The 14,708-nt window shown below is 44.3% G+C and carries 13 protein-coding genes and 2 other annotated features; of the genes, 1 reads left to right on the top strand and 12 read right to left on the bottom strand.

The genetic code is table 11. The annotated features are described in order from the left end of the window. Window positions 1-45: 45 nt before the first annotated feature. Window positions 46-705: a prepilin peptidase gene (locus HMPREF2764_RS01845; RefSeq protein ID WP_070526747.1), complete on the top strand. Its 660-nt coding sequence runs from the start codon at window positions 46-48 to the stop codon at window positions 703-705. Here HMPREF2764_RS01845 and trpA read toward each other — a convergent pair. The 12 genes from trpA to HMPREF2764_RS01780 all read right to left on the bottom strand — a co-directional run bounded on the left by trpA (window position 677) and on the right by HMPREF2764_RS01780 (window position 14,691). Beyond that, window positions 677-1,453: a tryptophan synthase subunit alpha gene (gene trpA / locus HMPREF2764_RS01840; protein ID WP_070526745.1), complete on the bottom strand. Its 777-nt coding sequence runs from the start codon at window positions 1,451-1,453 to the stop codon at window positions 677-679. The two genes, HMPREF2764_RS01845 and trpA, sit on opposite strands and share 29 nt — an antisense overlap. After that, window positions 1,446-2,669 carry a tryptophan synthase subunit beta gene (gene trpB, locus HMPREF2764_RS01835; protein ID WP_070526742.1) on the bottom strand — a complete coding sequence of 408 codons (1,224 nt, stop codon included), beginning with the start codon at window positions 2,667-2,669 and terminating at the stop codon, window positions 1,446-1,448. Before trpB (HMPREF2764_RS01835) ends, trpA begins: the two co-directional genes overlap by 8 nt. Then, complete coding sequence (locus HMPREF2764_RS01830; RefSeq protein ID WP_070526739.1) at window positions 2,647-3,246, bottom strand: phosphoribosylanthranilate isomerase; 600 nt, start codon at window positions 3,244-3,246, stop codon at window positions 2,647-2,649. Before HMPREF2764_RS01830 ends, trpB (HMPREF2764_RS01835) begins: the two co-directional genes overlap by 23 nt. Continuing rightward, window positions 3,233-4,000 (bottom strand): indole-3-glycerol phosphate synthase TrpC, encoded by a 768-nt coding sequence (gene trpC, locus HMPREF2764_RS01825; protein WP_070526736.1) that lies wholly within the window; start codon window positions 3,998-4,000, stop codon window positions 3,233-3,235. Before trpC ends, HMPREF2764_RS01830 begins: the two co-directional genes overlap by 14 nt. Continuing rightward, window positions 3,997-5,001 carry an anthranilate phosphoribosyltransferase gene (gene trpD / locus HMPREF2764_RS01820; protein WP_070526732.1) on the bottom strand — a complete coding sequence of 335 codons (1,005 nt, stop codon included), beginning with the start codon at window positions 4,999-5,001 and terminating at the stop codon, window positions 3,997-3,999. The genes trpC and trpD overlap by 4 nt, the downstream gene beginning before the upstream one ends. Window positions 5,002-5,011: 10 nt before the next feature. Next, window positions 5,012-5,578 (bottom strand): aminodeoxychorismate/anthranilate synthase component II, encoded by a 567-nt coding sequence (locus HMPREF2764_RS01815; protein ID WP_070526729.1) that lies wholly within the window; start codon window positions 5,576-5,578, stop codon window positions 5,012-5,014. Further along, window positions 5,575-6,936: an anthranilate synthase component I gene (gene trpE, locus HMPREF2764_RS01810; RefSeq protein ID WP_070526726.1), complete on the bottom strand. Its 1,362-nt coding sequence runs from the start codon at window positions 6,934-6,936 to the stop codon at window positions 5,575-5,577. The genes HMPREF2764_RS01815 and trpE overlap by 4 nt, the downstream gene beginning before the upstream one ends. Before the next feature lie 303 nt (window positions 6,937-7,239). Next, window positions 7,240-7,465, bottom strand: a binding site (T-box leader). Continuing rightward, complete coding sequence (trpB, locus tag HMPREF2764_RS01800) at window positions 7,462-8,640, bottom strand: tryptophan synthase subunit beta (protein ID WP_070526723.1); 1,179 nt, start codon at window positions 8,638-8,640, stop codon at window positions 7,462-7,464. It overlaps the preceding feature by 4 nt. A gap of 161 nt (window positions 8,641-8,801) precedes the next feature. Continuing rightward, window positions 8,802-9,031: a binding site (T-box leader), on the bottom strand. A gap of 34 nt (window positions 9,032-9,065) precedes the next feature. Further along, window positions 9,066-10,295 (bottom strand): DegT/DnrJ/EryC1/StrS family aminotransferase, encoded by a 1,230-nt coding sequence (locus HMPREF2764_RS01795; protein WP_020903539.1) that lies wholly within the window; start codon window positions 10,293-10,295, stop codon window positions 9,066-9,068. Window positions 10,296-10,337: 42 nt separating this feature from the next. Further along, a complete protein-coding gene (locus tag HMPREF2764_RS01790) occupies window positions 10,338-11,030 on the bottom strand; it encodes a sugar transferase (protein ID WP_000922210.1) in 693 nt (230 codons plus the stop codon). 183 nt (window positions 11,031-11,213) lie between these two features. Next, window positions 11,214-12,956, bottom strand: a complete 1,743-nt coding sequence (locus HMPREF2764_RS01785; RefSeq protein WP_033684821.1) for an ABC transporter ATP-binding protein — start codon at window positions 12,954-12,956, stop codon at window positions 11,214-11,216. Beyond that, window positions 12,946-14,691 carry an ABC transporter ATP-binding protein gene (locus tag HMPREF2764_RS01780; RefSeq protein WP_070526720.1) on the bottom strand — a complete coding sequence of 582 codons (1,746 nt, stop codon included), beginning with the start codon at window positions 14,689-14,691 and terminating at the stop codon, window positions 12,946-12,948. The genes HMPREF2764_RS01785 and HMPREF2764_RS01780 overlap by 11 nt, the downstream gene beginning before the upstream one ends. Window positions 14,692-14,708: the final 17 nt, after the last annotated feature.

The following is a 14,708-nucleotide window of genomic DNA, read 5'->3' as shown; positions in this document are numbered from 1 at the left end:
TTTCTCCATTATACTACTTCTCCTATTTTTTACGAATAAATAAGTATGATTGATCTTTATTATTTTCTTGTCGGGAGCATTCTCGCTTCCTTTCTCGGTTTGGTCATTGACCGTTTCCCTGAGCAATCCATTATCCGACCAGCTAGCCACTGCGATTCCTGTCAGACTCGCTTGCGCCCGTTAGACCTAATTCCTATCCTCTCTCAGGTCTTCAATCGCTTTCGCTGTCGCTACTGCAAGATCCGCTATCCTTTCTGGTATGCCCTATTTGAATTGGGTTTGGGGTTACTTTTTCTGGCTTGGTCATGGGGCTGGATTTCCTTGGGTCAAGTCATCCTAATCACTGCTGGATTGACCTTGGGAATCTACGACTTTCGCCATCAGGAATATCCTTTACTAGTCTGGATGACTTTCCACCTAATACTCATGGCTTTCTGTGGTTGGAACCTGGTTATGGTCTTCTTCCTTGCCCTCGGAATTATGGCCCATTTTATCGACATTCGTATAGGAGCAGGTGATTTTCTCTTTCTATCATCTTGTGCGCTCGTCTTTAGTGTAACAGAGTTACTGATCTTGATTCAGTTTGCTTCGGCGACGGGGATCCTAGCTTTTCTCCTACAAAGGAAAAAGGAAAGACTGCCCTTTGTGCCTTTCCTCTTACTCGCTGCTTGTGTGATTATTTTTGGTAAGCTACTGCTTGTTTGATAAAGTCCTGAATCGGCTCTCCTTGGTGGAGAGCTTTTACAATTTTCGAACCAACGATAACGCCATCTGATACCGCATTAAAGCGTTCTACATCAGCTTGGCTAGATACGCCAAAACCTGTCAAGACTGGGATATCGGCCACTTGATGCAATTGTGCCAAGTGCTTGTCCAAGTCTGCACGGTAATTGCCTGATTTCCCTGTTACCCCATTGATGGCAACAGCATAGACAAATCCTTCTGCCCCTTCAATCAACTCTTTCTGGCGCTCAATCCCTGTCGTCAAACTAACTAGGGGAATCAAAGCCATATCTGTGTCTGCCAAAAAGGGTTCTACAAAGTTAGCATGTTCATGAGGTAGGTCTGGAATAATCAAGCCTTTGACTGCTGTATCTGCTAAATCTTTGACAAAGTTCTCAACGCCGTACTGAAAGAGGGGATTAAAGTAGGTCATAATGACAAGCGGAATCTCTGTTTCAATGGTTTTCAAGGTTTCAACCAAAGCCTGGGTAGAAGTCCCATGGGCTAGACTGCGCAAGCCTGCTTCTTCGATCACAGGTCCATCTGCAACTGGGTCTGAAAAGGGAATGCCCACTTCAATAGCAGAAACACCCAAATCTTCTAAAAAGTGGATTGTTTCACCAAGACCCTCCAAGCCTTTCTCGTGGTCCCCAGCCATGATATAGGGAACGAAAATTCCTTTTCCAGCTGCTTTGATAGCATTCAATTTTTCTGTTAGTGTCTTAGGCATGAGCTTCTCCCTTCTTTGCTGCATCTGCTTCCAAGCGGTCTTTGACTTGAACTACATCCTTGTCCCCACGACCGGATAGGCAGACAATCATCGACTTGTCTGGTCCAAGTTCTTTGGCCAATTTCACCGCGAAGGCAATGGCATGGCTAGATTCCAAGGCTGGGATAATCCCTTCCACACGAGACAAGAGCTGGAATCCTTCCAAGGCTTCCTCGTCTGTCACAGGAACATAGCTGGCACGTTTGATATCGTGGTAGTGAGAGTGTTCTGGACCGATACCAGGATAGTCCAAACCTGCTGAAATAGAGAAAGCTTCAAGAATTTGACCATAAGCATCTTGGAGCACATCCATGAGGGAACCGTGAAGGACACCCGGACGACCCTTAGTCAAAGTCGCTGCGTGGTGCTCTGTATCCACACCAAGTCCTGCTGCTTCAGCCCCATACATGGCTACTGACTCATCTTCTACAAATGGATGGAAGAGCCCGATAGCATTCGACCCACCACCAACACAGGCTACTAGGGCATCTGGCAAATCTTGACCTGTCAAGTCACGGTACTGTTGTTTAGCTTCTCGACCGATGACACTTTGGAAGTCACGAACGATTTCTGGGAAAGGATGAGGCCCCAAGGCAGAACCAAGAATATAGTGGGTATCATCGATATTAGCCACCCATGAACGAAGAGCTGCATTGACCGCATCTTTGAGCACGCGCGAACCGTCTGTCACTGCCTCAACCTTGGCTCCCAAAAGCTCCATGCGGAAGACATTGAGGGCTTGGCGTTTAACATCTTCCTCACCCATGTAGATGGTACATTCCATGTTAAAGAGGGCTGCAGCTGTTGCAGTTGCCACACCGTGCTGACCAGCACCTGTTTCAGCGATAATTTTCTTTTTACCCATGCGTTTGGCAAGCAAAACTTGTCCTAAGGCATTGTTAATCTTGTGGGCCCCTGTATGGTTGAGGTCTTCACGTTTAAGATAAATCTTGGCTCCGCCAATATGCTGGGTCAAGTTTTTTGCGTAGTAAAGAGGAGTTTCACGACCTACGTACTGACGTAAGAGCTGGGTCAATTCCTCCTGGAAACTTGGGTCTGCCTGACTTTCACGGTAGGCCTTCTCCAACTCCAAAACTGCTGTCATCAATGTTTCTGGGACAAAACGTCCGCCGAATTTTCCGTAAAATCCATCTTTATTTGGTTCTTGATATGCCATTCTTTACCCTCTCTATAAATCTTCTAATCTTTTCATGATCTTTTTGTCCGTCTGTCTCCACTCCGCTCGATACATCTACTGCATAGGGAGTAAAGTGTTGAATTGCTTTTACTACATTGTCTTCATTAAGGCCACCTGCGATAAAGAAGGGTTGAGTTAGTCCAGTCGTATCCAGTTGAGCCCAGTCAAAGGTCTGGCCACTTCCTGCCACAGGGGCATCAAAGAGTAGATAGTCTGCCTGAGAATTGGGCACATGACCCTCTCCATCCACCTGTACCGCCTGAATGCTGGCACAAGGCAAATTTTCAAACAAATCATCTGCCACCTGGCCGTGAACTTGAACCAAGTCCAAGCCAACTTTGTCAATCGCTTCCAGCAGTTCTGCTCGACTCGGTGAAACAAATACACCAACCTTTTTGACATCTGCAGGAATAAGCTTTGCCAGCTCAGCAGCCTGATCCAAGGTCACCTGTCTTTTACTAGGTGCGAAGACAAAACCGATGTAGTCGGCTCCTGCTGAGACGGCTGTTTCCACCGCTTCTTCGGTCGATAGTCCACAAATTTTAACCTTTGTCAATCTGCAACTCCTTGATTCTCTGGGCTACATCTTCTGCCTGCATAAGAGCTGTCCCAACTAAAATTCCATTAAAGTATGGTGCTACTCGTTTTGCATCCTGCCCTGTGAAAATAGCAGATTCAGAAATGTACAAGCAATCATCTTTGAAATGTTTAGCCAAATCTACACTGGTCTGCAAGTCAACTTCAAAGGTAGTCAAATTGCGGTTATTAACACCAATAATCTCCGCACCAAGTCTGTGAGCTACCTCTAGTTCAGCTAGATTGTGAGTTTCCACCAAGACTTCCAGACCAAGCTCTGTCGCATAGTCATAAAGTTCCTTGAGGCGTTCTTCGGACAAGGCTGCCACGATGAGCAAGATGACTGTCGCACCTGCATTGCGAGCTCGGATGATTTGCTTTTCATCGATAATAAAGTCCTTGTTAAGCGTCGGAATCTGTACCTGACTGGAAATCTCCCGTAGATAATCCAAATGTCCTTTAAAGAAAACTTCATCTGTCAGAACAGAAATCATCACTGCTCCGTTCGCTTCATAAGTCTGGGCCTGTTGCACAATATCCACATCTAGATTGATATCTCCCAGACTAGGGCTAGCTTTCTTGACTTCAGCGATTACCTGTAAACGGTCCTGGTGATTCTTCAAAAATTCTGCCAAGCGATAGGTCTGGCGCAGGGGCTGGATTTCCTCCAGCTCCATCTGCTCGACCTCACGCGCCTTCTGCTCCAAGATTCGTGATAAAAATTCCTGACTCATTTTTGGTACTCCTGTAACAGTCTAAGTTTTTCAAGGGCCTTGCCACTAGCAATGACTTCGCGGGCCAAGGCAACTCCATCCTTGATGCTAGCTACCTTGCCATTAGCATAGAAACCAAGACCAGCATTTAAAACTGTCGTTTCCAAGAATGGACTTGGTTCATTTTTAAGAACTCTGAGCAAAATTTCTGCATTTTCCTGAGCGTTGCCTCCACGAATATCTTCGATAGCGTAGCGTTCCATCCCTAGATCTTCTGGAGTAAAGCTTGACAAGGTGATTTCGCCATTTTCAAGAAGGGCAATCTTGGTTGTTCCATTCAAACCAGCTTCGTCCAATCCTTCTGGACCAGCAACCACTATAGCACGTTTGCGACCCATATTTTTCAAAACCTGAGCTGTACTTTCTAGAAGTTCTGGACGACTAATACCAAGAAGCTGTGTTTCCAAAGTCATTGGGTGAATCAGAGGACCAGTCAAGTTCATGATTGTTGGAATTCCCAATTCCAAACGAGCTGGCATGATGTATTTCATTGCTGGGTGCATATTTTTAGCAAAGAGAAAGACGATACCAGTTTTATCAAAGACCTTACCTAATTCAGCTGGTTTGAGGTCTAGGTTGATGCCTAAGGCTTCGAGGACATCTGCAGAACCAGATTTAGAAGAAATCGAGCGATTACCGTGTTTTGCCATGTGAACACCACCACCAGCCAAGACAAAGGCTGCAGTTGTCGAAATGTTAAAGCTGAAGGACTTGTCCCCACCTGTACCACAGTTGTCCATAGCATCATGAATTTCAGTTGGAATGTGTTGGGCATGCCCTCTCATGACTTGTGCAATGGCTGTGCGTTCTTCCGGTGTTTCCCCCTTCATCTTAAGGGCCAAGAGGAAAGAAGCAATCTGCGCTTCGGTTACACGCCCAGTTACGATACGCTCAATGACATCCGTCATTTCCACACCTGATAAATGTTCAAATTTTGCTAATTTTTCAATAATCTCTTTCATCCTAGTTTCCTCACTTTACAACCTTCTCGATAAAATTCCGAATAGAAGACAAGCCATCTGGCGTTCCGATACTTTCTGGATGGTATTGGAAGCCATAAATCGGCAGGCTTTTGTGTTGAATTCCCATAATAGCTTGGTCATCAGTCGAACGAGCTGTAACTTCAAAGCCTTCTGGCATTTCTTCAATCAAAATACTGTGATAACGCATGACTGGACGACCATCCTCGATGCCTTGATAGAGAACAGATGGCGCTTCAAAGCTGATATTGCTCTGTTTCCCATGCATGACTTTTGGAGCCAAGCCTAGCTTCCCACCAAAGACTTCTGCGATAGCTTGATGACCCAAACAAATCCCTAGAATTGGCTTCTTGCCTGCAAAGTCACGAATCATGTCTTCCATCTTTCCGGCATCAACTGGCCAACCTGGACCAGGAGAAAAAACCAGACCATCTGCTTTTTCAGCTTCTTCATACAGCTTGGGATCATCATTTCTCAAGACCTGAACTTCTGCGAAATTCCCAATGTATTGGGCCAAGTTATAGGTAAAAGAATCATAGTTGTCAATCAATAAAATCATGGTCTTAGTTCTCCAATTCTAGTCATAGATTTTGCTTTGTTAATGGTTTCTTGGTATTCGTTTTGGGCAATGGAGTCGTAGACAATCCCTGCCCCAGCCTGCACATAAGCTGTTTGATTTTTGAGAATCATCGTTCGGATGGCAATGGCGAAATCCATATCACCCGTCGCAGACAAGTAGCCGATTGCTCCTGCGTATACGCCACGTTTTTCTGTTTCCTGTTCATAAATGCGTCTCATCGCTCGAATCTTTGGTGCTCCTGAAACTGTTCCGGCAGGAAGTGTTGCTTTCAAAGCATCCATGGCAGTGAGTTCTGGAAGCAAACGCCCCTTGACCACACTGGTCAAATGCATGACATAACGGAAAAGCTCCACTTCCATATACTTAGTGACTTGGACACTGGCCGTTTCAGAGATGCGACCAATATCATTACGTCCCAAGTCTACTAACATCCGATGCTCTGCTGTTTCCTTCTCATCCGAAAGCAGGTCTGTCGCCAAATCCTTATCTTCTTCATCCGTAGCGCCTCTTGGTCGTGTCCCTGCAATCGGATTGGTTGTCACGATGCCATTTTTGACAGAAACCAAACTTTCTGGACTAGCTCCGATGATTTGATAATCCCCAAAATCATAGAAATAAAGGTAATTAGAAGGATTAGTCACGCGGAGATTTCTGTAGAAGTCAAATGGATTTCCAGTAACTTCTGCTGAGAAGCGCTGACTGAGTACACATTGGAACATATCGCCATTACGAATCAAGTCACGAGCTGTTTCCACCATTTCCTCAAACTTCTGAGGAGCGATATGGGGTTTGAAGTCCAGTGGAGATAGATCCAAGTCTTCAAATTCATTTGGAGCAGGAATGCGTAATTCCTCAAGCACTTGGTTCAAGGCTTCTTCCAAGTCTTCTTGGCTACGCTCACTATAAAGAGCATCCTCGATGACATGGATTTTTTCCTTCTTGTGGTCAAAGACCATGTAACTCTCATAGACGAAGAAATGCATGTCTGGAGTTCCAATTGTATCTTCAGGAATTTGACCAATTTCTTCATAAAGCGAAATCATATCGTAGCCAACAAATCCAATGGCTCCCCCACCAAAAGGTAGGTCTGAATGGTGCTGGTTCTTATGAGTCACTTCATAAAGGAAATCCAAGGGATCCCGATCAATCACTTGACCATTTTGATAAAGAACTCCATTTTCAAACTTAATCTCAAAAACTGGATTATAGGCTAAGATAGAAAAACGAGCGGTTTCCTTGTCTCTCGGAATACTCTCTAAAATAACCTTGTGTTGCCCCTTTAGGCGCATATAAGCCAAGATTGGTGATAAGACATCTCCATGAATGATTCGTTCCATTGTAATTTCCCTTTCAGTTCCTTTTTTTAATTTTTTATCTTTTTCTATTTCCCTTAAATAGTGCGTACGGGAGCAACTTTCTTCAAAATTTCATCCCTAATTTTTGAGCCTTAGGTCTCAAAAATTCCGTCCTATAGAAGCATATTTGCTTCTATAGGATACCACTATGGCGGGAAATATCTTTTAAAAGCTCACTTCGTTCGCAAATTTTTTGTAGCAATCTATTTAATAATGAACAATAATCTAAAACTAAACAGCTGAACCTATAATAGACATATAAAAATCCCCACGCAAAATAACTTGCGTGAGGACGAAATTCGCGGTGCCACCTCAATTATAGGATTTCTCCTATCTCTCATTCCTGTCTCAGATATTTCCTGTAACAGGCTGTGCGATAAAGGGCACTCCCTTGAGAATTATGTTTTTTTCTCTTGTTTCAGATGGACCCAACCTTACAGTTTTCTCTGCTTGTTTCCAGCAACCACAAGCTCTCTGTGAGAGAAAAGACTGTAATTTTTCCATCTTTTATTTTTTAGCTTCTAGGTAGTCTGCAATCGCAGCTACGTCCTTGTCTCCACGACCAGAGACATTGATGATGATAATGTCGTCTTTACTTAGTTTCGGTGCACGTTTAACTGCTTCTGCGATAGCATGCGAACTTTCAATCGCTGGGATAATTCCTTCAGTCTTGCTGAGAAGGAGGAGAGCCTGAACAGCTTCTTCATCCGTCGCAGCGACATATTCCACGCGACCTGAATCTTTAAAGTAGGCGTGTTCTGGGCCAACCCCTGGATAGTCCAATCCAGCTGAGATAGAGTAAACTGGAGCTAGCTCTCCATCTTCCTTAAAGACTGCATAAGTCTTCATGCCGTCGACAATTCCGATACTACCTTTTGTCATAGTAGCTGCGTGCTTATCTGTGTCAAGTCCGTGACCAGCAGCTTCAACCCCAACCAATTTGACTTCTTCATCAGACACATACTGAGAAAATGCACCAATAGCATTAGAACCACCACCTACACAGGCAATGACGTAGTCTGGTAAACGACCTTCTTTTTCTAAGATTTGACGACGAGATTCTTCACTGATGACCTTTTGGAACTCATGAACAATGGTTGGATATGGGTGAGGTCCCACAGCAGATCCCAGAACATAAAAGGCTTCAAGGTCATTCATCCATGCTCCAAATGCTGCATCAACAGCATCTTTGAGGGTACGAGTCCCTGTTTCAACTGCATGAACAGTTGCTCCCATCATCTCCATACGGAAAACATTGAGACGTTGACGTTCCACATCCTCTGCCCCCATGTAGACATCACAGGCCATACCAAACTTGGCTGCAGCCGCTGCTGTCGCAACACCGTGCTGACCAGCTCCTGTTTCTGCGATTACTCGTTTTTTGCCCATGCGTTTAGCCAAAAGAATTTGTCCTAAAACGTTGTTGAGCTTGTGAGAACCAAGGTGGTTAAGGTCTTCACGTTTGAGATAAATCTTAGCTCCACCTAGGTGCTCTGTCAAACTTTCTGCAAAATAGAGCGGTGTTTCGCGACCTGAATAGTCCTTCAAATAATGACGAAATTCTGCCAAAAACTCTGGATCATCTTTGTACTTTTCAAATGTCACTTCCAACTCATCCAACAAAGCCTGAATCGGCTCCGGTACGAAACTACCACCAAATTGTCCAAAATAACCTTTAGTTGTCATAAAATTTTCCTCTTTCCATATTAATTCGGCTTTTTGTTTGCTTTTAGTAGTAGGCAAGGAGCTGCAGATAGAACTCAAGTTCATCAAAGCGACTTAACGCCCTAATAAAAGATAAACAAAATGACCGAAAGAAAAAAGCCCACACACAGAATCTACTTCCATGTGAGGGCGTTGGTAACGCGGTGCCACCTCAATTATAAAGGGACTATCCCTTTACATCTCTGCCTTGTCTAACAACAAGTTGCACTGTAAGGTGTGCGCACCGAATTTTCATTGTTTCAAATTCACTTTTAAAATCAGCCCACTTTCACTACTTCCAACCACCTGTTCACAATCACCACAGGCTCCCTGAAGATCAAAAATAGTTACTTTTCTGATTTGTTGAATTTATTTTAATACTTTGTTTTTTCTTTGTCAAGACTTTTTTACAATTTTTTTGATGAAGCTAGTACTTTTTCAGAAACTGTTTTGAAAGTCTCAATGATATAATCCACTTCTTCATCGCTTAGTTTAGTGTGAAGAGGAAGCGTAATTTCATTTTCAAAGAAGGCATAAGCCTTAGGATAGTTCGCCATATCAAAACCAAGATTCTTATAGGCTGTCAAAAGCGGAAGCGGTTTGTAGTGGACATTGCTTGCAATTCCTGCTTTAGCTAATTCTTGGATAATAAGATTGCGTTCTTCTAAACTCGCTCCTTCTACATGGGTGATGTAGAGGTGGCGTGAAGATTCGACAGTTTCAGTCTTGTGTGCCAATGGATGGATACGAGAACCTGCAAAACCACGATCATAGCGGTTCACGATCTCCTTACGACGTTCTAGCAAACTTGGGTAGCGGTCCAATTGTACCAAACCAAGGGAAGCCATAATATCGGTCATATTACACTTGTAGGCTGGTGTGACGATATCGTATTCCCATGAACCCAGTTGCATCTTAGCAAGAGCATCCTTAGTTTGTCCGTGAAGGGAAAGAATTTGGAACTCCTTGTACATTTCTTCGTCGTCAATCGCTGGATTGGCTTTCCAAGTGGCACTTCCACCTTCTGCAGTTGTAAAGTTCTTAACGGCGTGGAATGAGAAGGAAGTAAAGTCAGCGATAGAACCAGCTGGTTGCCCTTTATAAGTAGATCCCAAAGCATGGGCACTATCAGAAACAATCACGATACGGTTAAAGGCTTTTTGCCACTTGCTTGAAGCGGTAAAGAGATCACGTTTCTTCTCCACAACTTGGAACAAACGGTCGTAGTCGCAAACAATCCCTGCAAGCTCTACTGGGATGATCACCTTGGTCTTTTCAGTGATAGCTTGCTCAAGCAGGTCATAGTCCATCTCAAACGTATCTGCTTGGATATCCACCATGACAGGAGTTGCTCCCACGTGAGTGATGACACTACATGAAGCTGTATAGGTCATGGCTGGAACGATGACTTCATCACCAGGTCCCACTTCCAAAACGCGTAAAATCAACTCAAGAGCGGCAGTCGCAGAGTTGAGGCAGACGGTCTTAGGTGTCTGTGTATATTGAGACAAGCGACGCTCTAGTTCTTTTGTCTTAGGACCTGTTGTGATCCAACCAGAACGCAGGGTATCCGCTACTTCAGCAATTTCTGCTTCCGTAATATCGGGTGGTGAAAATGGAATATTGTAATTTGGCATTGATTTGCTCCTTTTATCTGTACTCATTTTCTTATGACTACTTTATTTTAGCACTTCAAACACGGTTTGAAACATGATTTTGATGTCTCCAAGGAAACTAAACTCTCGGAGATAGGCGAGGTTATAGCGCATCTTTTCAGGAAGGACGTGTTCGACATAGGCCTGGTCAACTGACAAACCTTTCTCCGTCATTTGACTGATGATGGTGTCCTCATCCTTGTAGTTGATGCTGGCTGGAGAGGTAATCCCTGCTGGTAAGAGCAAGGTCGCCATCATTTCAGGGCTATACTGCTCTGTGTAACGAGGTACTTCAGGACGCGTCCCTACAAAGGACATCTCACCTTTAAGAACATTGACCAACTGAGGCAGTTCGTCCAAACGGACACGGCGGATGAAATTCCCAACCTTGGTAATGCGGCTATCGTTAGCAGAAGTCACTAGACTCCCTTTTTTATCCGCATCCGTCACCATGGTACGGAACTTCCAAATCTTGAAAGGTCGATTGTACTGGGTCACGCGCTCTTGCTTGTAAATGACTGGCCCCTTACTATCCAACTTGATCCAAATGCTCAAGATGAGAAAGATGGGAGAGGTCAGAACCAGTACAACCAAGGCCAAAACCCAGTCCAAGCAACGCTTGAAAATCAGCGAACCCTTCCTTTTAGAGACAAGCTGGTAGTAAGACTCAACCTCGCTTGATTTCATTTCCACGGGCAAGTCTTCCCATTTCAGCATGCTGTTTCTCCTTTGTTTTTATTATACTATTTGTCAACATTTTTCATTATACCACAAAATGGAAAAGGCGGTGAAAGAAATCTGTAATTTGAAGGATTTCCTTCTGATACTCAATAAAAATCAAAGTACAGCTTTTAGGTTGCAGATAAAGCTGACCTGGCTTGAATAGATTTTCAAAGAGTATTAAGACATGGCACCTGCCTGCAAGCTATACATTTTGTGATAGGTTCCTCCCAGAGCCAAGAGTTCCTCATGGGTTCCACTCTCGATAATGCGCCCCTTGTCCAAAACATAGATACAGTTGGCGTCTTGGATGGTCGAAAGGCGGTGAGCGATGGCAATGGTTGTCCGCCCCTGTCTCATCTTAGCCAGAGAAGCTTGAACCAGACTTTCTGTTTCAGAGTCAATATTGGCTGTCGCTTCATCCAAAATCAGGATTTTAGGCTGACTGGCGACTGTTCTAGCAAAAGCAAGAAGCTGACGCTGTCCAGTTGAAAAACTCGAACCACGCTCGGAAACAGGTGCATCATATCCCTGAGGAAGTTCCTGAATAAAGGAATCTGCATCCACAAAGGTAGCCGCAGCCTGAACCTGATCATCACTGATATCTTGGTACATGGCGATATTGGACTTGATGCTTCCATGATAGAGGAAGGGATCCTGCAAGACCAGACCGATGTTTTTTCTCAACTCTTCTTGACTGTAATTCCTGATATCCACACCATCCAAGAGAACTCTCCCTGATTGAAATTCATAAAAGCGCATGAGGACATTGATAATAGACGATTTCCCTGAACCTGTATGGCCTACAAAGGCAATGGTTTCACCCTTGTTAACTGAAAAGGAAATGTCATCCAGAATCGGATGTTTTCCATTATAAGAGAAACATACATGTTCAAAACGGATATTGCCTTCTTGGATTTTAGCTTGCCCATCATTTTGAAGGGGCTCATAGGTCTTCTCGTCAATCAAGGCAAAGACACGGCCTGCAGAAATCATAGACGTTTGCAGGGTTGAAAAGTTTTGCGTCACCTCAATCAGGGGATCAAAGAGACGATTGATGTACTGGATAAAGGCATACATGGTTCCTGCCGTTATTCCCAGATAAAGTCCACGATAGCCAAAATAGGCCATTAAAACTGCATAGCCTAGGAGTTTCAACAAACTCATGGCAGGACGCAAAAAGAGGGCATCCAAGGCTACAGAACGGTTGGCATAGACCAAGTGTTCTTGGTTGATTTCATCAAACTCTGACTGTAGGCGCTTCTCTTGATTAAAGGCCTGGATTATTCTGATTCCTTCAATATTCTCTGCCAGCTTGCTATTGATATCTGACAAGAGACTTCTGGTTTTCTCAATGATTTTCACTGATTTTTTCCGATAGAGATTGACCAAAAGGAAAATCAAGGGGAGAAAGAGCAAGACTAATGCAGTCAAACGAAAATCCAACACCAACATGGTATAAAGAGTTGTCAGAAAGATGAAAACTGCTGAGATAAAGCTGGACAAAATTCCCGAAAACATATCACTGATGGTCTCGGTGTCATTTGTCAAACGAGAGACGATAGAGCCTGCTGGCGTCTTGTCAAAATAAGACATGCCCAGCTTTTCCATATTGGCAAAGGCATCGCGACGAATATCCCTAACAATACTGTAAGACACGCGCGCAAAGAGAAGATTGCCGACATACTGGACCAGAGTTTGTAGGATATAAAGGCCATAGTAGGCCAGCAAAACGGTCACAGCGAGTTGATTGAGATTGCTGAGATACTGGTCGATAAAGTGGGAAGCCACAAGGGGAATGACACTTTTGATGACCGTCGTCGCTAGGAGAAAACTGAGTGCCAAAAAGGTAAGGAGTCCATAAGGCTTGAGATAAGACATCAAGCGCTTCAATACAGCCCATTGTTCTTTCTTATTCTGCATCTTCTTCTCCTTTCATTTCCAGCTGCTGAGACTGGTAGGTTTGGGCATACCAGCCATCCAAAGCTAGCAAGTCTTCGTGCCTGCCTCGTTCGATAATTTGACCATTTTGCAGGACTAAAATCAGATCTGCATGGACAACTGCACTCAGGCGATGAGCCGTGATAATGGTTGTTTTGTTCTTTCGCGTCTCCTTGAGTTTGTCGATAATCGCATACTCCGTCTTGGCATCCACAGCCGACAAAGAATCATCCAAAATCAAGATATCAGGATCTAAAATCATAGCCCGACTCATGGCCAGACGCTGCTTTTGACCTCCAGAAAGACTGACTCCCTTTTCACCAATCAACGTATCAAATCCCTGAGGCATGTCTACAATGTCTTGATAAACTTGAGCTAGCTTAGTCGCTTCCTCGACCGCTGAAAGGGGCAAGTTAGGATTGCCAAAGCGTATATTGTCTAAGATTGAATTCGCAAAGAGGAACTGGTCCTGAGGAACGTAGCCCATGAGACTACGAAGGTCTGTCAGACGATAATCTCTAATATCATGACCATTTAGATAAATGGCTCCCTTGTCCACATCGTATTCACGCAAGAGGAGTTTGATCAAAGATGTTTTCCCAGAGCCTGTCTGACCGACCAAGCCCAGTGTTTGCCCTTTTTCCAAGCTAAAGTGAATATCCGTCAGTGTTTCCTCATTTTCAAAGGCAAAGCTATCAATATCATACTGCAAGCGCCCGTTTACAATGCCATCTAAAGGAAACTCAGGATCTTGTACAGGTGATTCCTGAGACAAGAGTTCCTCAATCCGCTGGTAGGAAACCTTGCCTCGCTGAGTGATATTAAAGAGGAAACCAATGGCCATAAGAGGCCAGACCAGCATATCCAAGTAGCTGATAAAGGTGACCAGATTCCCAACCGTAATCTGTCCCTCCTGAACCATCAAGGAACCGACCAAAAGGGTTAAAACATAGGATGAACCAACAAACAAGAGAACCATAGGGTCAAAGAGACTATCGTATTTCATGGTTTGGAGGTTCTTTTGGAAGGTCAATTCATTTACTGCCTGAAAGGACTTCAACTCGTCCGCCTGATAACCGAAAGATTTGGTCACTTTGATACCCGATACAGACTCCTGCACCTTGTTATTGAGTTCGGAAAATGCCGCCTGTGACTCGCCAAAGGCCTTGTGGGTCTTTCTCCCTAGACGACTGGTCGCATAGGCCATGAAAGGCAAGGGAAGAATGGCAACCAGAGTCATCTGCCAAGAAATGCTAAAAAGCATGGTCAGCAAAGTCACCAGCGCCGTGATGGAAGCATCCACTGCTGACATGACTCCTCCACCTGCGAGACGAGTTAGGGCATTGATATCATTGGTGGCGTGTGCCATCAGGTCTCCCGTTCGATAGGTCTGATAAAAGGCTGGCGACATTTTTGTGAAATGCTCAAACAATCGAGAGCGCATAATCTGCCCCAGACGGTAGGAAGTTCCAAGGATATACATGCGCCAAACATATCGCAGATAGTACATCCCAAAGGCTGCCAGCAGCAGATAAAATAGATTAAGAAGGAGGTCCTGATGGGTTAATTGCCCCGATGTAATGGCATCAATCACCCGCCCCATAACCATGGGAGGAATGAGATTGAGGACGGAAACCAAGACCAAGGCCATAATCCCGACTAGATAACGGCGTTTTTCTAACCTGAAAAACCACCAAAGTTTTTGAATAATGGACATAAAATCCCTTTCTGATT

The sequence above is a fragment of the Streptococcus sp. HMSC073F11 genome (genome assembly GCF_001810785.1).
Classification (GTDB): domain Bacteria; phylum Bacillota; class Bacilli; order Lactobacillales; family Streptococcaceae; genus Streptococcus.
The sequence above is the reverse complement of the archived record's forward strand: the minus strand, read 5'-3'. Positions and strand labels throughout refer to the sequence as shown.